The organism is Rhizobium sp. FG113, from assembly GCF_057809895.1.
In genome coordinates, this window is the sequence record NZ_JBMDKV010000001.1 from 1,319,206 (window position 1) to 1,335,917 (window position 16,712).

Here is a 16,712-nt window from a genome sequence, read left to right on the forward strand (position 1 = left end):
AGATCTCAAAGACGACAGTTTCAAAATTGGGAGACATCCATGTTCCGATCCAAGGTTCCTTTACTCCTCGCCACAACGATCATCGCCGGCACCGTTACGCCCCTGACGCTGCGCGCCGAGGAGGAAAGCCGCGAGACCTGGCGCCTCTTCGTTGCAGACCATACGCAGCCGATCGTTCGCGCTATCGATCTTGGTAGCGACAAGCAAATCGGTCGTTTCGAATTGGAGGGTTATGCGGCGCTGTCGCTCAGCGATACCGGCCGCACCGTGTTCGCGATCCAGGGCGACCAGAATGTCGTCCACGCGATCGACACGGGGATTGCCCTGTCCGACCATGGCGAACATCGCGACATCGAGATCAAGGATCCGAAACTGCTGGCACCGATGATTAAAGGCCATAAGCCGGGCCACGTGGTCGCGCATGGAGACGACCTTGCCGTATTTTTCGATCGTGAAAACAGCTTCGACCTTCTAAAGGAAAGCGCGCTGCAGGAAGGCAAGGCAGATCCCAAACCATACGACGCCACAGCCGCCCACCACGGCGTTGCCGTTCCGATGGGCAATTATCTTCTTGTCTCCGTGCCAAACATGGAGGCACCGGCCAAGGAGAGGGAATTGCCGCCGCGCCTTGGTCTTCGCGTGCTCGACAGAGACGGAAAACAGGTGGGCGATGTAGCAAAATGCACGGGCCTCCACGGCGAAGCGACCTCCGCGCGTCTTGTCGCCTTCGGTTGCGAGGAAGGTGTCCTTGTCGTACGGCCTGGTGGCATCGATGGGCCGAAGATCGAAATGCTGAGCTATGGCGATGGAATGCCCAAGGGCAAGGTCTCGACGCTTCTTGGCGGAACCTCCATGCAGTTCTTTCTCGGAAACTACGGGGAAGACAAGGTGGTGCTGATCGATCCCGACGACAAAAAGCCCTATCGCCTCATCGACCTGCCTCTGCGCCGCATCGATTTCGCGCTCGACCACGCAAGGCACCACAATCCCTATGTCCTGACGGAAGATGGCAAGCTTCATCTGCTGGACGTCGTGGATGGCAGCATCAAGACGTCGGTATCGGTCACCGAGCCCTATAGCAAGGATGGCCATTGGCGCGACCCACGGCCGCGCCTCGCCGTTGCCGGCGACCACATCGCCGTAACCGATCCGCGCCATAGCCTGGTTCGCATGGTCGACGCTGAGACATTCAAGGAAGACAGGACGATCGCCGTCGAAGGACAGCCCTTCGCAATTGTCGCGGTCGGCGGATCGGGTGCAGTACACTAGCCACAGAGGGGAGCGCCTGCCCACGCTGGCGCTCCCCTTAAGAGTTCGAACGTTGCGCGCCCACAGGCCCCGTGATGTTACAGCGCGCAAGAGCGGTGGGCCGTCGAGGCGGATCGAAGATATCGCCACGTCAGGCCGATATCCGGCGCGACGTCGCGAGAAACCCCGATATGAAATCGAGCGCGTCGTCGCCTTCTCTTAGACCGAGATGAATGCTTTTCCGGATTCGCCTTTGCCCGATGCTGACGGGCCGGACACCGAGCTCTGCCGCTTCCCGCCGCACAAGCCAGTTCGGAATGGCGCTCACTCCGCGGCCCGCCGCGACGAGCTGAAGCATCATTTCCGTCGTCTCCACATTGCGGTGGTGGCGCGGCCGGCAGTTTGCGGGCACCAGAAAATGCGTGAACACATCCAGCCGCTCCGGCGGCACCGGGTAGGTGAACAGCGTCTCATCCAGAAGGTCGGCAGGCTCGGCATGTCGTTTCAGCGCCAGCGGATGATCGACCGGCACGGCGAGCACCAACTCGTAATCGAACACCGGCAGATAGTGGATGCCCGGCGTCTCGATCGGATCCGGCGTGATCAGGATATCGATTTCGTATCCTGTGAGCGCCGCGACGCCGCCGAAGGCGAATGATGTCGTCAGTTCGAGGTCCACATCCGGCCAGTCCATGAGATAGGGCTTCGTGACACCCATGAGCCATTGGTGGCAGGGATGACACTCCATGCCAATCCTGAGCGAGCCCCGCTGGCCATGGCGATAATCCGACAGGACAGTCTCAGCCCTTTCGATCTGCGGCAGGACTCGCTGCGCAAGTCCCACGATGTAGCGGCCGGCCTCCGTGAGACGAAGGTTGCGGCCGTCCTTCGCCCACATCGCAACGCCATAGCGTTCTTCGAGCTTGCGGATCGTGTGGCTGAGAGCCGATTGCGAGAGATTCAGCCGCTCCGCCGCAGCCGTCAGGCTGCCCAGTCGGTCGACCTCGCGCAGGATCGATAGATGCTGCCTATCCAACATCATTACGCCCGCGCGTTATCGAAAGAAACGACGTCGCGCTGGGCGGATCTTTGTATCATGAAGGTTTCTGTCATCGGCACTACCATCAGGTTGCGGCAGGGCAGGACGATGACGCAGAGACGACGGCACGGGAGTGCCGACGCGAAAGCGGCACTCCGGGACACCCCGCCCGTGGACGTTATCGATCGCGGCAGGTCTCCTGGCTCACGGGTCGTCGCTCTGGTCCGTCTTCCCGAGGCTGGCCTCAGTGACTTCTATGGACTTTCGCTCACCGCTTACAGTTGCGGGGGCAGCTTCGGCCTCGGGCTGTAAATCAAACCTTCACCGAATTCCCTCTTAGCTCCAGCGCATTGGCGCGCCCGAGAACCACGATGACCAACCAATGTCTGATGTCGCCGAAGTGGTCAAGACGTGATCATCAGTGCCGCGCGAGGTTCGGCGCCCGCCTTTAAACCATGAGCACGGCTCATGGCTCCATGAGATAAAACCAATATTTCCCGCTCAGTCCGTCAGGCATAAGAGGCGGACAGCTTCAGGAGAGACAGTCCGAGACTGCCGACTGAGAACCCCATTAGGATGCCGGACCGCGATGAGTACAGAGCTCAAGTTTACCATCAAGAGCATTTGCTTCGATGAGGACTATCGCCCCGCGGAACATACGCGGGTTACTACCAACTTTGCCAATCTGGCGAGAGGCAAGAGCCGCCAGGCGAACCTGCGCAACGCGCTGAGGATGATCGACAACCGTTTCAACGCCCTGGCGCATTGGGACAATCCCAAAGGCGATCGTTATGCCGTCGAGCTCGACATCATCTCGGTGGAGATGAACATCGATGCGCAAGGCGACAATGATGTTTTCCCATTGATCGAGATATTGAAGACGACCATCGTCGATGGAAAGACCCACGAGCGCATCGAGGGCATTGTCGGCAACAACTTCTCCTCCTACGTCCGGGATTACGACTTCAGCGTCGTGCTGCCTGAGTACAACAGGGATCGCTCTGCTTTCGCGGCCCCAGCCGATTTCGGCGATCTGCATGGAAACCTGTTCAAGTGCTTCCTGAACTCGGATGCCTACAGAGCGCATTTTCACAAGGCGCCAGTCATTTGCCTCAGCGCCTCGAGCAGCAAGACATATCGCAGGACAGGAAATCAGCATCCCGTATTGGGTGTCGAATACGAACAGGATGAGTTGTCTTCGACGGATCTCTACTTCCAGAAAATGGGGCTGCAGGTTCGCTTCTTCATGCCTCCGAACAGCGTTGCACCTTTTGCCTTCTATTTCCTCGGCGACCTGCTCGATGATTACACCAATCTTGAACTGATCAGCACCATCAGCACGATGGAGACGTTTCAGAAGATCTATCGGCCCGAGATCTACAACGCCAACTCTGCGGCAGGCGCCTGCTATCAGCCCAACCTGAAGCACCAGGATTATTCGCTCACGCGCATCGTCTACGACCGCGAGGAACGAAGTCGATTGGCTGTCGAGCAAGGAAGGTTTGCCGAGGAGCACTTCATCAAGCCGTACAGGGCCATTCTTGAACAATGGTCTGCCAATCACGCTCGTTGAAGAACCAAAGACACAAGGTCGCTTATCATGAAAAAACTGTTGCCCACCTCAACCGCCGGCAGCTTGCCCAAACCCTCGTGGCTGGCTCAACCTGAAAAACTCTGGTCGCCATGGAAGTTGCAGGATGAGGAATTGGCCGAAGGCAAGCGAGACGCCCTGCGTTTGGCCCTGGACGATCAACGACAGGCAGGCATCGATATCGTCAGCGACGGCGAGCAGACGCGCCAGCACTTCGTCACGACATTCGTCGAGCATCTTGATGGCGTTGATTTCGAGAAACGGGAGACGGTGAGGATTCGCAATCGCTATGATGCGAGCGTTCCGACCGTCGTCGGTGCCGTGTCTCGGCCAAAGTCGGTCTTTGTCGAGGACGCCAGGTTTCTGCGACAGCAGACTAGGCAGCCGATCAAGTGGGCCTTGCCGGGGCCGATGACGATGATCGATACGCTTTATGACGCGCACTATAAAAGCCGCGAAAAGCTCGCCTGGGAGTTTGCCAAGATCCTCAATGAAGAAGCGAGGGAGTTGGAGGCGGCTGGTGTTGATATCATCCAGCTCGATGAGCCCGCGTTCAATGTCTTCTTTGATGAAGTGAATGATTGGGGCGTCGCGACCCTTGAAAAGGCAATCGAAGGCCTGAAGTGCGAAACGGCCGTCCATATTTGCTATGGCTACGGCATCAAGGCCAATACGGATTGGAAGAAAACCCTGGGGTCGGAGTGGCGGCAATACGAGGAATCCTTCCCCAAGCTGCAGAAATCCAATATCGATCTCATCTCGCTGGAATGCCACAACTCCCATGTGCCGATCGATCTCATCGAACTTCTCCGGGGCAAGAAGGTGATGGTGGGAGCCATCGACGTGGCGTCAAATGCCATCGAGACCCCGCAGGAAGTCGCCGATACCCTGCGAAAAGCACTGCAGTTCGTGGATGCCGACAAGCTTTATCCCTGCACCAACTGCGGCATGGCGCCCCTATCTCGTCAAGTCGCACGGGGCAAACTGAAAGCCTTGAGCGCCGGCGCCGAGATCATTCGAAGGGAGGTCTCGGCCTAGGAATGGGCGAGCATCAGGAGGCCGACATCAACATGTTGGATCACCGCTTCGGCGACGCGTTCATTCCTGAGGATCTCGTCCAACCCGATCTTCTGGAGGGATGCCTCATTCACGTTCTTGAGCAATGGTGCGCGCCATTTTCGATGCTTCTGGACGCGCTTCGCTACAAGCGGTGACGGCAATTCCATCGAGGTGTTGTTGGACTTATCCAGGCTGACGACGTGGTTGTCGTGTCGGTTCAGTTCGCGGTAGCGACTACATGGAGAAAGAAGCGCCTGTTTGAATCCAGTGATCGCTGCAGAGCGCCGCGGCACTTCGTTCTGCTCATAGGACAACCTCCCCCTGCGCCGGTGTAGTTGCGCATTGATGCTCCCCATTCATAAACCTTATCGGCCGGCAGGACCTAACCGTATGCTTCATACCTCTCTATCTTGAGGATGAATATTTTGGCGAATGCATTGATGGACCTGAAGATCGCGAGCTGCTTGATCGTGCTTGGACAATTCTCTGGCCGCTTTGTCGTGAACCGCGCGTCCTCATGTTCGTCAATGCTCCATCGACCGGCATTGGTCCTTGAAGGACCGTATGCACTGTTCGGTCATCGGACAATTTGAAGGAAAAGTCGTATGAAAACACGTCTACTCGGCAAAAGTGGTCTTGAGGTATCCGCGATTGGGCTTGGCTGCATGGGCATGAGCCAGTCTTACGGCACCAGGCCGGACGAAACGGAAATGATTGATGTCCTTCGCGGGGCAGTGGATGCCGGAGTTACTTTCTTCGATACGGCAGAGGCTTACGGGCCGTTTATCAACGAGAGTCTTGTTGGCAAGGCGCTCGCTCCTGTCCGCGATCGGGTTATCATCGCAACGAAGTTCGGCTTTGACATCAAGCCCGACGGCACCCCTTGGTCCGGCGTCAACAGCCGACCGGAGCATATCCGCGCCGTCGCCGAGGCATCGCTGAAGCGGCTGGATATCGAGACGATCGACCTCTTCTACCAGCATCGCGTCGATCCAAATGTGCCGATCGAAGATGTCGCTGGAACGGTTAAGGATCTGGTTGCCGAGGGTAAGGTCAAGCATTTTGGCATGTCCGAAGCCGGCGCCCAGACGATCCGTCGCGCCCATGCGGTCCAGCCGGTCACGGCCCTTCAAAGCGAGTATTCCCTGTGGTGGCGTCCGCTTGAAACGGAAATCCTGCCGCTGCTGGAAGAGCTCGGCATCGGCCTTGTCCCCTACAGCCCCCTCGGGCGTGGCTTCCTGACCGGAAGCATTGACCAGAGCACGACCTTCGTCAGCACCGATATGCGCAACAACATGCCGCGGTTTACGACGCAAGCGCGGCAGGCAAACCAGGTTCTGATCGATCTGCTCGCCGTAATCGCCAAGCGCAAGGACGCCACCACTGCGCAGATCGCGCTGGCCTGGCTGCTGAGGCAGAAGCCCTGGATCGTGCCTATCCCCGGAACAACAAAACTGTCGCGTATCAACGAGAACATTGGCGCGACGGAAATCGAGCTTTCCGACGAAGACCTTCGGGAAATCGAGGCAGCGGTCGCGCAGATCGATCTGCATGCCAGCCGTTATCCGGATCATCTGGAAAAACTCACCGGCATCTAAGCGGACGCAGATAGCAGCCTCGCCGGCGCCGGAGCGGCTTCCGGCGGGGCCGCGGCGCCACAGATCGCCGCGAGCCTTCGCCTCCAATTGACACTGGACACCCTTCGGCACAGGGCCGAGACAAACAGGGAGCGATGAATAGCCATGAGATCAGTTCTTGCAATCGTAGTGTGCTCACTTTCGATCGCGACGGCGAACGCACAGAGTATCAATGCCGGGAACCGGGATTACTCGACCACGCAACCGTTCATCGCAAGACCAGTGGCAGACTTCGACACGCCCTGGGCAATCGCATTCCTCCCAGACGGACGCCTGCTGGTGACAGAAAAGCCGGGGCGCATGTTTCTCGTATCGCAAAGCGGACGGAAGACCCCGATCACCAATGTGCCAGACGTTGCGGCATCCGGGCAGAACGGCCTACTGGACGTTGCCGTATCGCCAACATACCGAAGCGACAGACGTATCTATATCAGCTATGTCGAGCCAAGTGACGGTGGCAGCGGACTCGCGCTAGCCGAAGCGACGCTTGCTGTATCTGGGCCACAGGCGTCATTGCAGAACCTGAACGTGATCTGGCGGCAGACGCCGAAAGGCGGCCGGGGCCAGCCCGGCGGCATAATCGCGTTCGATCCGGCCGGGAGGCATCTCTTCCTTACCTCCGGAGACGGGATGATACCTTCTGGCGCGCAGGATCAGGACCAGACGCTCGGCAAGGTACTACGGCTCAATCTCGACGGCTCCACGCCGGACGACAATCCGCAGGTCGAAGATGGTGGGGTGCGTGCACAGACCTGGACGATGGGCCATCGCAACCCTTACGGTCTGGCGTTTGCGCCCGACGGAAAGTTATGGCTGCACGAGATGGGGCCGCGGGGCGGCGACGAGGTCAACCTGATTGAACCCGGCCGGAACTATGGATGGCCGCTGGTCTCGAACGGTGACAATTACAGCGGCACGCCGATCCCCCGGCATTCCACCAAGCCAGAATTTGCACCGCCCGCTCTCTACTGGAACCCGGTTATAGCGCCGGCCGGCATGGCATTCTACAACGGCCAGATGTTTCCTGAATGGCGTGGTTCGGCCTTGGTCGGCGGTCTCGTTGCTACCGGCCTGGTGCGGATAAGTTTTGCCGCAGACGGCGCGGTTGACGAGGCCGACCGCTGGGATATGCAGGCGCGAATCCGCGACGTGGCTGAGGCACCTGATGGCGCAGTTTGGGTCATCGAGGACGACAACCCCGGCCGTCTGCTTCGCCTGACGCCCTCCAGCCAATAGGAAAGACTGAGCGCTATGGCGCCGGCGAGTAGCTGCGGCGCCATGGCGACGTCATCCACCGCGTCACCAGTGAAGCCATTTTGTCATCGCTCGCGCGCGAAAAGAGCAGTAGCCGGCATCGGCGACGGGTTCTAACGTGACGATGTCTTTCGACATCCAGGCGCACAATCCAGCCTCGCTTCAACGGCAGACACTCTGACAACCTGACGGTTTGCGAACCACAGATGCCATCGGCGCCTGCGGAGGTAACGGTTGTTGCCCGGATTGTACGCGCCACCGCGCATTGCCGCGTCATGTCGCATGACACGGCCTTCAGAATGGGAACACAAATGAAAAAATTCATCCGGTCACTGATAATACCCGCGCTGATGTTCGCGTCGCATGTTCATGCGGCCGATCTTCCGATCAAATTGACGCTCGACTGGAAGATCCAGGGTATCCACGCCTGGTTTTATCTTGCCAAGGAAAAAGGCTACTTCTCTGACGAGGGACTGGATGTCCAGATCGATCAGGGAGAAGGCTCGGCGGTCACGGTCACACGCATCATGTCCGGCGCCTATGATGCCGGCTTCGGCGACATGAACGCCATCATCCAGAATGCGTTGACGAAGCCCGATGCATCGCCTGTCATGGTCTATCAGATCTACAATCAGCCGCCGTTTTCAGTTCTGGTCAAGAAGGATGGCCCGGTCACCGACCTGAAAAAGCTGGCCGGTCTCAAGATTGGAAGCCCGGCCGGCTCGGCCGCGGGCCGCCTCTTCCCCGCGTTGACCTCGAACGTTGGCATCGATCCAAGCAGCGTGGAAATGGTCAATGTCGCACCGAATATCCAGGAGCAGATGTTGATCCGTGGAAACGTGGACGCAAGCCTGGTCTTCAACGTCACCAGCTATCTGAACCTGATCGGTCTTGGTCTGGACCCCGACAAGGATTTCACCTGGTACAATTATGGTGATCATGGCGTGGACATCTATTCCAACGGCCTGATGGTCTCCCGCAAATTGATCAACGAACATCCGGAAGCCGTTCGGGGATTGGTGAAGGCCGTGAACAGGGCCATGATCGAGATCATGCATGACCCCGCGCTCGGCGCGGCGACAGTCAAGGCCGTCGAGCCGCTGATAAACGAGCAGCTGGAAAAGCGCCGGATCGAGTTCGCAATCAAGAACCTGATCGTATCGGAAGAAACCGGCAAGGTCGGCGTCGGTGACGTCGATGTCTCGCGCCTGGCGAGATCGATCTCCAGCATCAAGGCTGCCTACGAGCTCAAGGGCGACGTGACGCCAGACAAGGTATTCACAGCCGAATATCTGCCGCCCCTTGCTGAGAGAACCGTCAACTGATCTCAAATAGGCGAGCTCCGGATTTCATCGGAGTTCGCCCATCACCAACGAGAATGCTTATGAGTGACCGTCAAATCACTGTGGCCAAGGCCCTCATCGGAGAGAGCTATGAGCCGGTTGGACCAGTCGAAATCCGGGTGGAATCGGGGCGCATCACCGCCATCCGATCAGCAACTGACGACGCCGCGACGCGGCGTATCCTGGCCATGCCCGCACTGGTCGATGGGCACAATCACGCAAGACCGCTATCGCCAACGTCGTTCGGCGCCGGCATGAAGCCGCTGGAGACCTGGCTGCCTTCGCTTGCCGTCATGCCGGCCGTTGATCCCTACCTCGCAGCGACCGCGTCATTCGGGCGATCCGCGCGCGGCGGCTGCGTTGCCGTCATGGTGCACCTGATCCGCCCCATGGGTCGCGAGCCTCTAACGAAAGAAGCGCACGACTATGCCCGCGCTGCGTCGGATGTCGGCGTGTCGATCGGCTTTGCGATCGCCATGCGGGACCGGAACCCGATCGTCTACGGCGACCATACCGACATCGCGGCAAAGCTCGGCGATCGATACAAGATCGACGATATCTGGCGGGCGGAGACGATGTCGCCCCAGGAACAGATCAAGCGCGTTTCCGACGTTGCCTTGGAACTGGAAAATGAGCTGCATGTCGATGTCCAGTTCGGGCCGACCGGCGTGCAATGGTGCTCCGACGGCCTTTTGGAAGCGATCGCCCGCGCATCGGCGGAGAGCGGCCGTCGCGTCCATATCCATCTTTTGGAAACGCGTGAACAGCGCAGGTGGGCGGACCGCACCTATCCTGGTGGTATCATCGAACGTCTGCGTGAAATCGGCCTGCTGTCCCCTCGCCTGACAGTCGCGCATTGCGTTTGGGCAAGGCCGGAAGAACTCTCTGTCCTGGCGAGCCACGGCGTGAAGATCGCAGTCAATCCCTCTTCGAATTTACACCTGAAATCTGGCATCGCTCGTGCGGGACGGATGAAAGCGTCGGGGCTTCGCTATGGTCTCGGCCTTGATGGATGCGCGTTCGACGAGGACGATGACGCGTTGCGGGAACTGCGCCTGTTTCGCATGCTCAATGCTGGCGTGGCTTTCGACGAGCAGATCACGCCTGCGGATGCGCTGACCGCGGCCTGCGCAACCGGGCGTGAGATGGTCGGTCTTACTGCCGGCGGACGCATAGAGGTCGGCATGCCCGCCGACCTCTTGCTGCTCGATCTCGACCGGCTGGACCGGGACCGGGTGATGGAGGTCGATCCCCGCCACTATCTCTTTGCGCGTGCAACGCAAAAGGACGTCATCGAGGTGATCCGTGGCGGGAAAACGATCGTGCGGGACGGCAAGGTACTTGGGATCGATCTCGAATCCGTTGAAACGGCGCTTCGCCAGCAATATCGCGGGGCGATCGGTTCGACGCAGCACATACAGGAGGCATTCGCGGCTCTCGAACCTCTGATCGGCGAACATTATCGCGGTTGCTGCTAAAGCGCAGCTTCCGCGCCGGGATTAGGAGCGCGGCAACCGTTCGAGCTATGTCATCGCCTTGACCAGCCTGTCCGCGAAGCTGGAAGCGGCGATCGGCAGGACGCGCCCCCTGAGTTGGCAGAGTACGAGGTCCGAGCGCGGTATGTCGCGCTCGTCTATCGGCCGGCCGACAAGCCCCATGCCGAAATCCTGCCGAGGCGCGCCGGCCTCGATCTGGAATGAGATCATGTTTCCGCGAAGAACCAGCCCTCTCAGCATCTCGAACGAATTCGATTCCGCCATGATGTCGAACCGGAAGTCGCGACGAGCGATGACCTCGTCGAGAACCTGTCTCCCGCCTAGGCTCTGATCGGGCAGTGCGAGCGGCTGCCCGACACAGTCGGAAAGCCGAAGCACCTGCTTGGCCGCCAGCGGGTGATCTTCCCGCATGATCGCGACCAATCGCTGCGGCAGCGACATCAATATGCGTATGCCCGGCCGCATGTAGGCCCGGTAGACCAGGGCGAGATCGACATCGTATTCGACCAACGCGTTGATCGCCGCGTTGTGGTCCATCACCTTCAGATCAAAAACGAGCCGAGGGTTGTCCTTGCGGAACTCGCCGATCTGAAACGGCAGAAAGTCGAGCGCGAGCGCCTGGCTGCAGGCGATCTTCACCGGTCCGCGCCTTAAGCCACGCAGGTCTTCGACTTGTGAACTCAGCCGCTCAGCATCTGCGATCTGACTTCTGGCATAGCGCACGAACAATTCACCCGCCGTGGTCAACTTCACGCCACGCGCACGCCGCTCGAATATCGGCGTTCCTATCTCCAGCTCCAGGTCCTGGATCTTGCGGTTCATCGCCGAAGCCGTGATGTTCATCCGCTCCGCCGCTTGACGGATCGAGCCGGCTTTCGCGATTTCAGAGACTTGTTGCAGCAATTTCAGATGACGCATCGCTTGCTCCGAGTGAGGCCTTTTTAGCACCGTTCACGCACAAAAATTGCGGTGAGATACACACTGGACCGTGTACTCTCGCATTGCAACATCAAAGAACAAGCCGCGACAAAGGCGGCCTCCAACGACCAGACAAGGGGAACAACAATGGCTAATCACCAGATGAAGACGCGCGCCCGTATGCTGGCGCTTGCCGCCGCGACCGCACTTTCCGCATTGACAGGCACCGCGGCACATGCCGAAACCAGCATCAAGATGGTGCTGAACTGGAAGTATGAAGGGCCTCAGGGCCTGCTTTTCCTCGCCGAGGACAAGGGTTACTTCAAGGAGGAAGGCCTCGACGTGACGTTTGACCAGGGCAACGGCTCCGGTGCAGGCGTTCCGCTGGTTGCCAACGGCGCCTACGATATGGCGTTCGGCGACATCAACGCCTTGATCGAACTCGCCGCCAAGAAGCCGGAAGACGCGCCTGTTGGCGTCTTCATGATGTACAGCCAGCCGCCCTTCACGGTCGCCGTCAAGGCGGACAGCCCAATCAAGTCGCCTGCCGATTTTCCTGGCCACACGCTGGGTGGTGCGGCCAATGATGGCGCGCTCAAGCTCTTCCCGGCGCTGTGCGCCATCACCAAGATCGACTGCACCAAGGTGAACATCACCAACATGCAGCCGAACCTTCGCGAGCAGATGCTGATGAAGGGCCAGGTCGAAGGCGTGTTCGGCTATGTCAACACGATCCGCTTCAGCTCCAAGCTCATCGGCGTCGACCCAGACAAGGAACTGCGCTTCATCCGCTACGGCGACTACGGAATGGATCTCTATTCGAACGCCATCATCGCTTCGAAGAAGCTGGTCAAGGACAATCCCGACGCGGTGAAGGGCTTCCTGCGCGCCATCAACAAGAGCATCAAGGACGCGATCAAGAATCCGGATGCGGCGATCGCTGCCGTTCAGAAGCGCGAACCGCTGATCAAGCCGGTCATCGAGCGGGAACGCTTCGACGCAACCATTGCCAACGAGATGAACCACGACGAAATCGCCAAAATCGGCTTCGGTGACGTCGATGACGCCCGTCTCGGCAAGTCGATCGACATCATTGTCAAGGCAAAGGAATTGCCGCGCACACCGGCGCTCACCGAAGTCTTCGATCGCAGCTTCCTCCCCGCCAAGGACGACCGTCTCACGGTCATGAACTGAGCCACCCAATGACGGCGGCGCCAGCGCGCCGCCCCTCCCATCACAGCTGAAATAACGGAAACAACATCATGGACCTGATGCTGAAGGATAAAGTCGTGTTCATCACGGGCCCCGCCAAGGGCATGGGCGCGGCCATCACGCTTGCCTTTGCCAATGAAGGCGCCAAGCTCGCGCTCGTCGGCCGTGATACGGCGGCGATCGAGCCCGTCGCCGAGGAAGCCCGGTCCAAAGGCTGTTCCGTTGTCGTTATCGGATGCGACCTGACGGACGCCGGACAATGTGACGCCGCCGCCCTGAAGACCGTTGAAGCCTTCGGTCGCATCGATGTCCTCGTCAATGTCGCCGGCGGCTCCGGCCCGATGGGCAAGACCGGCGTCGAGACCACGCCGGAAGAATTCGACGATATCGTCACGCTCAACATGAACGGCTGTTTCCACACGATCCGCGCGGTTCTGCCGTCGATGATCGAGAAGAGCTACGGCAAGGTCGTCAATGTCGGCGGCACCTTCGGCATGAAGGGACGCGCGGGCCGCCTTGCCTATTCCGCTTCCAAGTGGGGCCTGCGTGGGATCACCAAGAGCTTCGCGCTCGAGGTCGGCCAGCACAACATCAACGTCAACTGCGTCGCCCCAGGCATGGTCGATGGCCCCCGTTTCCGCGACAAAGTCTGCAAGACCATGGCTTTGAAGCTCGGCATCACGGAAGAAGAAGCCGCAATCCGCCACGCGGAAGACTATGCGCTGAAGCGTATCACCGTCGACGACGATGTCGCCAATGCTTGCCTTTTTCTCGCCAGCGACGTCTCGCGCCAGATCACCGGCGTGGACCTGCCCGTCGATGGCGGCTGGGCTGCCCTTTAAGGAGATATGAGATGACCACCGACATTATCGCGGACCTCGTCGTCCACGGCGGCACGATCGTCACCCCCGACACAGAGTATCGGGCGAGCATCGCCATCAAGGATGGCAAGATCCTCGCGATCGGTGAGAAGGATGCGATGCCCGAGGCCAAGGAGACGCTGGATGCGACCGGGCTCCATATATTGCCTGGCGCGATCGACGTCCATGTGCATTTCCGCGACCCCGGCTATCCGCAGAAGGAGGACTTTGCGAGCGGCACGGCGGCGGCGGCCTTTGGCGGCGTCACCACCGTCTTCGACATGCCGAACACGCTGCCGGCGATCTCCGATGCCGCATCGCTTGCTGAAAAGCATGCGATCGCGGGCGCCAAAGCCCATGTCGATTATGGCCTGTACGCCGTGCTCGGCGAAGACAGCCTGCCGAATATAGGCGAACTGATCGAGGGCGGCGTCATCGGTTTCAAGTGCTACATGGGCAACACGTTCGGCCGTATCCCGTCGCCGACGACGGGCGCCATGCTCGAGCTCTTCGAAATCGTTGCGCCGACCGGCAAGCGCATTTCGCTGCACGCCGAGACGAATTCGATCATGGAACGCCGCGAGGCCCGGTTGCGCGCCATGGGCCGCACCGATCCACTGGCCCACCTCGCCGCCCGCCCAGCCGTGGTGGCGACGGAAGCCGTTGCCCGCGCCGCCATCCTTGCGGAATGGACGGGCGCCCGCATCCACATCCTCCACATTTCGTCTGCCGCCGAGCTTCGGCCGCTGGCAGAGGCGAAGGCGCGCGGTGTCGACATCACCGGCGAGACCTGCCCGCAATATCTCCTTCTGTCCGCCGATGATTACGAAGCGAAGCGTGGCGTCATCCGTGTCAACCCGCCGGTGCGCGAGACCGAAAACCAGGATCCGATCTGGCAGGCGCTTGCCGACGGCACGATCGACATGATCGCTACCGACCACGCCCCCCATTCGATCGAGGAAAAGACCCGCGACGACATCTGGACCGTCGATTGCGGCTTCCCCGGTGTCGAAACGCAAATGCCGCTGATGCTGACGGAGCTTGATCGTCGCGGGGCAAGCCTTTCCAACTATGTGCGCTGGAGCGCCGAGAAGCCGGCCAAGTGCTGGGGCCTCTATCCAACAAAGGGCGCGCTGATGGTGGGTTCGGACGCCGATCTCGCGATTGTCGATACGAACCGCGAGTGGACGATCGACGACGCGCAGATCCGGTCGACGGCGAAAATCTCACCCTGGCACGGGATGAAGGCGACAGCGCTGCCGATCCACACCATCGTGCGCGGCCGCTTCGCGATGAAGGACCGTACGCTGCAGGACAGCGCCAAGGGTTGGGGCCGCTCGGTTCACGCGATCCAGCAGATGCCGGTGCCGGACGTTCGCAACGCCGACCAGACCATGGCCGCCGTGACCGCGCCCAGGAAGGGCTGATCGCCATGAACCAGCCTCTCGCAACCGGGGTCGTCCCCGGCAACCCCGTGATCGATCTGGAAAGAGTGAACGTCACTTTCGGTGGCGAGAAGAACAAGACGGTGGCGCTGGCGGAAACGTCGCTCAGGATCGAAAACGGTGAGTTCGTCGCCCTCGTCGGCCCGTCCGGCTGCGGCAAGTCGACGATCCTGAAACTCGTTGCCGGCACGCTTTCGCCGTCGCAGGGCAATATCTTCGTCACCGGTCGCGAAATCGGCGCGAACGAGGTCAGGATCGGCATGGCCTTCCAGAACCCGACCCTGCTCCCCTGGCTCAACATCCGCGACAATGTGATGATGCCGCTGAAGATTGTTCCGCCGTTCAAGCATGGCTATGCCAGGAAAAAGAAGGGCGAATACCGCGATCGCGCCGAAGCGCTGCTCGCCAAGGTCGGGCTTTCAGGTTTCGGCGATAAGTTTCCCTGGCAGCTCTCGGGCGGCATGCAGCAGCGCGCCTCGCTTTGCCGCGCGTTGATCCATGATCCGACGCTTCTGCTTCTGGATGAGCCGTTCGGCGCGCTCGACCAGTTTACCCGCGAAGAGCTGTGGGAGATCATGCAGACGCTCTGGATCGAACGGCGCCCAACCGTCGTTCTCGTCACCCACGACCTGAAGGAAGCCGCCTATCTCGCCACCCGCATCTGCGTGATGCAGGCGCGACCTGGCCGCATCATCGAGGACAGGACCGTTCCCTTCGCCCGTCCGCGGACAATCGACGTCTCCTTCCAGCCCGAATTCGTGTCCCTGACGCAAAGGCTCCGCGAGCGCATCGTCGCCGCACGCGCCGTCAACGAGGTGCAGCCATGACAGCCGCCGCCAAACGCCAGATCCTGTCCGCCACCTGCATTGCCGGCTTCTTCGTGCTGTGGGAGGTCATATGCCTCGCCTTCAACGTTTCGGATCTTGTCTTGCCGCGCCCGAGCCAGGTCATCGTAACGCTCTGGACGCAGTTCCCGGCCATTTGGCCGCATACAGTTCAGACGGTGTACACAACGCTGCTTGGTCTCGGCCTCGGCATCATCCTTGGGCTGGCGCTCGGCATGCTGATCGGCTCGTCGCGGCTTGCCTATGACGTCGCCTATCCGCTGCTGGTCGGCTTTTCGTCCATCCCAAAGGTCGCGATCGTGCCGATCCTCGTGCTCTGGTTCGGCTCCGGCACCGTTCCCGCCGTATTGACCGCCATGGTGATGTGCGTCTTCCCAATTGTCGTCAATGTCGCCGCCGGTCTGGCGTCAACCGAGCCGGAACTGCAGGACGTCATGCGGACATTGAAGGCGACGAAGCTCGAAATCCTCTGGAATATCGGCCTGCCGCGCACCATGCCGTATTTCTTCGCATCGCTGAAGGTCGCGGCCACCCTCGCCTTCGTCGGCACCGTCATCTCCGAAACCGTCGCATCCAACCGGGGGATCGGCAATGTGATGATGATCGCGAGCTCCAGCTTCGATGTGCCGCTGGTCTTCGCCGGCCTGTTCATTCTGGCGGCGCTTGGCGTCGCGCTTTACGTGATCTTCTCGGTGATCGAAGCGCGCGTTACCGGCTGGGCCAGACGTGGCGACAATTTTTCCGCTGGCGGCTGATACGCCCGCC

15 protein-coding genes and 1 riboswitch are annotated in these 16,712 nt (G+C 60.1%); of the genes, 12 read left to right on the plus strand and 3 right to left on the minus strand.

Annotated elements, in window-relative coordinates:
• The first annotated feature begins 39 nt into the window (after positions 1–39).
• Complete coding sequence (gene aztD, locus ACODTZ_RS05875) at positions 40–1,269, plus strand: zinc metallochaperone AztD (protein WP_489024443.1); 1,230 nt, start codon at positions 40–42, stop codon at positions 1,267–1,269.
• A gap of 130 nt (positions 1,270–1,399) precedes the next feature.
• On the opposite strand, the gene ACODTZ_RS05880 is transcribed toward aztD, so the two are convergent.
• On the minus strand, positions 1,400–2,287 hold the full coding sequence (locus tag ACODTZ_RS05880) for a LysR family transcriptional regulator (protein WP_489024445.1): 888 nt from the start codon (positions 2,285–2,287) through the stop codon (positions 1,400–1,402).
• A gap of 172 nt (positions 2,288–2,459) precedes the next feature.
• Positions 2,460–2,673: riboswitch (cobalamin riboswitch) on the minus strand.
• A gap of 203 nt (positions 2,674–2,876) precedes the next feature.
• Between ACODTZ_RS05880 and ACODTZ_RS05885 the strand changes: the two genes are divergently transcribed.
• Complete coding sequence (locus tag ACODTZ_RS05885; protein WP_489024447.1) at positions 2,877–3,860, plus strand: DUF1852 domain-containing protein; 984 nt, start codon at positions 2,877–2,879, stop codon at positions 3,858–3,860.
• Positions 3,861–3,887: 27 nt separating this feature from the next.
• Positions 3,888–4,916, plus strand: coding sequence for a methionine synthase (locus tag ACODTZ_RS05890; protein WP_489024449.1), 1,029 nt, complete (start codon positions 3,888–3,890; stop codon positions 4,914–4,916).
• Here the strand turns inward: ACODTZ_RS05890 and ACODTZ_RS05895 are convergent.
• A complete protein-coding gene (locus ACODTZ_RS05895; protein WP_489024450.1) occupies positions 4,913–5,293 on the minus strand; it encodes a hypothetical protein in 381 nt (126 codons plus the stop codon). The two genes, ACODTZ_RS05890 and ACODTZ_RS05895, sit on opposite strands and share 4 nt — an antisense overlap.
• A gap of 249 nt (positions 5,294–5,542) precedes the next feature.
• Here ACODTZ_RS05895 and ACODTZ_RS05900 point away from each other — a divergent pair, with 249 nt between their 5' ends.
• The 4 genes from ACODTZ_RS05900 (at position 5,543) to ACODTZ_RS05915 (ending at position 10,649) form a co-directional block, all read left to right on the plus strand.
• Complete coding sequence (locus tag ACODTZ_RS05900; protein ID WP_489024452.1) at positions 5,543–6,535, plus strand: aldo/keto reductase; 993 nt, start codon at positions 5,543–5,545, stop codon at positions 6,533–6,535.
• Positions 6,536–6,679: 144 nt separating this feature from the next.
• Positions 6,680–7,810 carry a PQQ-dependent sugar dehydrogenase gene (locus ACODTZ_RS05905; RefSeq protein ID WP_489024454.1) on the plus strand — a complete coding sequence of 377 codons (1,131 nt, stop codon included), beginning with the start codon at positions 6,680–6,682 and terminating at the stop codon, positions 7,808–7,810.
• A gap of 329 nt (positions 7,811–8,139) precedes the next feature.
• Positions 8,140–9,153: an ABC transporter substrate-binding protein gene (locus ACODTZ_RS05910; protein WP_489024455.1), complete on the plus strand. Its 1,014-nt coding sequence runs from the start codon at positions 8,140–8,142 to the stop codon at positions 9,151–9,153.
• 59 nt (positions 9,154–9,212) lie between these two features.
• The gene (locus tag ACODTZ_RS05915) at positions 9,213–10,649 is read left to right on the plus strand and encodes an amidohydrolase family protein (RefSeq protein WP_489024457.1); all 1,437 of its coding nucleotides are present in this window, start codon (positions 9,213–9,215) and stop codon (positions 10,647–10,649) included.
• A 45-nt stretch (positions 10,650–10,694) separates the two neighbouring features.
• Here ACODTZ_RS05915 and ACODTZ_RS05920 read toward each other — a convergent pair whose 3' ends face one another.
• Positions 10,695–11,585 carry a LysR family transcriptional regulator gene (locus tag ACODTZ_RS05920; RefSeq protein WP_489024459.1) on the minus strand — a complete coding sequence of 297 codons (891 nt, stop codon included), beginning with the start codon at positions 11,583–11,585 and terminating at the stop codon, positions 10,695–10,697.
• A 147-nt stretch (positions 11,586–11,732) separates the two neighbouring features.
• Between ACODTZ_RS05920 and ACODTZ_RS05925 the strand changes: the two genes are divergently transcribed.
• The 5 genes from ACODTZ_RS05925 to ACODTZ_RS05945 all read left to right on the plus strand — a co-directional run bounded on the left by ACODTZ_RS05925 (position 11,733) and on the right by ACODTZ_RS05945 (position 16,702).
• Positions 11,733–12,779 carry an ABC transporter substrate-binding protein gene (locus ACODTZ_RS05925; RefSeq protein ID WP_489024460.1) on the plus strand — a complete coding sequence of 349 codons (1,047 nt, stop codon included), beginning with the start codon at positions 11,733–11,735 and terminating at the stop codon, positions 12,777–12,779.
• A 68-nt stretch (positions 12,780–12,847) separates the two neighbouring features.
• Positions 12,848–13,639: an SDR family NAD(P)-dependent oxidoreductase gene (locus tag ACODTZ_RS05930; RefSeq protein ID WP_489024462.1), complete on the plus strand. Its 792-nt coding sequence runs from the start codon at positions 12,848–12,850 to the stop codon at positions 13,637–13,639.
• Between the two features lie 11 nt (positions 13,640–13,650).
• Positions 13,651–15,084, plus strand: a complete 1,434-nt coding sequence (allB, locus tag ACODTZ_RS05935; protein WP_489024464.1) for an allantoinase AllB — start codon at positions 13,651–13,653, stop codon at positions 15,082–15,084.
• A 5-nt stretch (positions 15,085–15,089) separates the two neighbouring features.
• Positions 15,090–15,929: an ABC transporter ATP-binding protein gene (locus ACODTZ_RS05940; protein ID WP_489024466.1), complete on the plus strand. Its 840-nt coding sequence runs from the start codon at positions 15,090–15,092 to the stop codon at positions 15,927–15,929.
• Complete coding sequence (locus tag ACODTZ_RS05945; RefSeq protein ID WP_489024467.1) at positions 15,926–16,702, plus strand: ABC transporter permease; 777 nt, start codon at positions 15,926–15,928, stop codon at positions 16,700–16,702. Before ACODTZ_RS05940 ends, ACODTZ_RS05945 begins: the two co-directional genes overlap by 4 nt.
• Positions 16,703–16,712: the final 10 nt, after the last annotated feature.

Coding starts and splice junctions, on each gene's coding strand:
- aztD (WP_489024443.1), top strand. CDS start 40: ATGTTCCGATCCAAGGTTCCTTTACTCCTCGCCACAACGATCATCGCC.
- ACODTZ_RS05880 (WP_489024445.1), bottom strand. CDS start 2,287: ATGTTGGATAGGCAGCATCTATCGATCCTGCGCGAGGTCGACCGACTG.
- ACODTZ_RS05885 (WP_489024447.1), top strand. CDS start 2,877: ATGAGTACAGAGCTCAAGTTTACCATCAAGAGCATTTGCTTCGATGAG.
- ACODTZ_RS05890 (WP_489024449.1), top strand. CDS start 3,888: ATGAAAAAACTGTTGCCCACCTCAACCGCCGGCAGCTTGCCCAAACCC.
- ACODTZ_RS05895 (WP_489024450.1), bottom strand. CDS start 5,293: ATGGGGAGCATCAATGCGCAACTACACCGGCGCAGGGGGAGGTTGTCC.
- ACODTZ_RS05900 (WP_489024452.1), top strand. CDS start 5,543: ATGAAAACACGTCTACTCGGCAAAAGTGGTCTTGAGGTATCCGCGATT.
- ACODTZ_RS05905 (WP_489024454.1), top strand. CDS start 6,680: ATGAGATCAGTTCTTGCAATCGTAGTGTGCTCACTTTCGATCGCGACG.
- ACODTZ_RS05910 (WP_489024455.1), top strand. CDS start 8,140: ATGAAAAAATTCATCCGGTCACTGATAATACCCGCGCTGATGTTCGCG.
- ACODTZ_RS05915 (WP_489024457.1), top strand. CDS start 9,213: ATGAGTGACCGTCAAATCACTGTGGCCAAGGCCCTCATCGGAGAGAGC.
- ACODTZ_RS05920 (WP_489024459.1), bottom strand. CDS start 11,585: ATGCGTCATCTGAAATTGCTGCAACAAGTCTCTGAAATCGCGAAAGCC.
- ACODTZ_RS05925 (WP_489024460.1), top strand. CDS start 11,733: ATGGCTAATCACCAGATGAAGACGCGCGCCCGTATGCTGGCGCTTGCC.
- ACODTZ_RS05930 (WP_489024462.1), top strand. CDS start 12,848: ATGGACCTGATGCTGAAGGATAAAGTCGTGTTCATCACGGGCCCCGCC.
- allB (WP_489024464.1), top strand. CDS start 13,651: ATGACCACCGACATTATCGCGGACCTCGTCGTCCACGGCGGCACGATC.
- ACODTZ_RS05940 (WP_489024466.1), top strand. CDS start 15,090: ATGAACCAGCCTCTCGCAACCGGGGTCGTCCCCGGCAACCCCGTGATC.
- ACODTZ_RS05945 (WP_489024467.1), top strand. CDS start 15,926: ATGACAGCCGCCGCCAAACGCCAGATCCTGTCCGCCACCTGCATTGCC.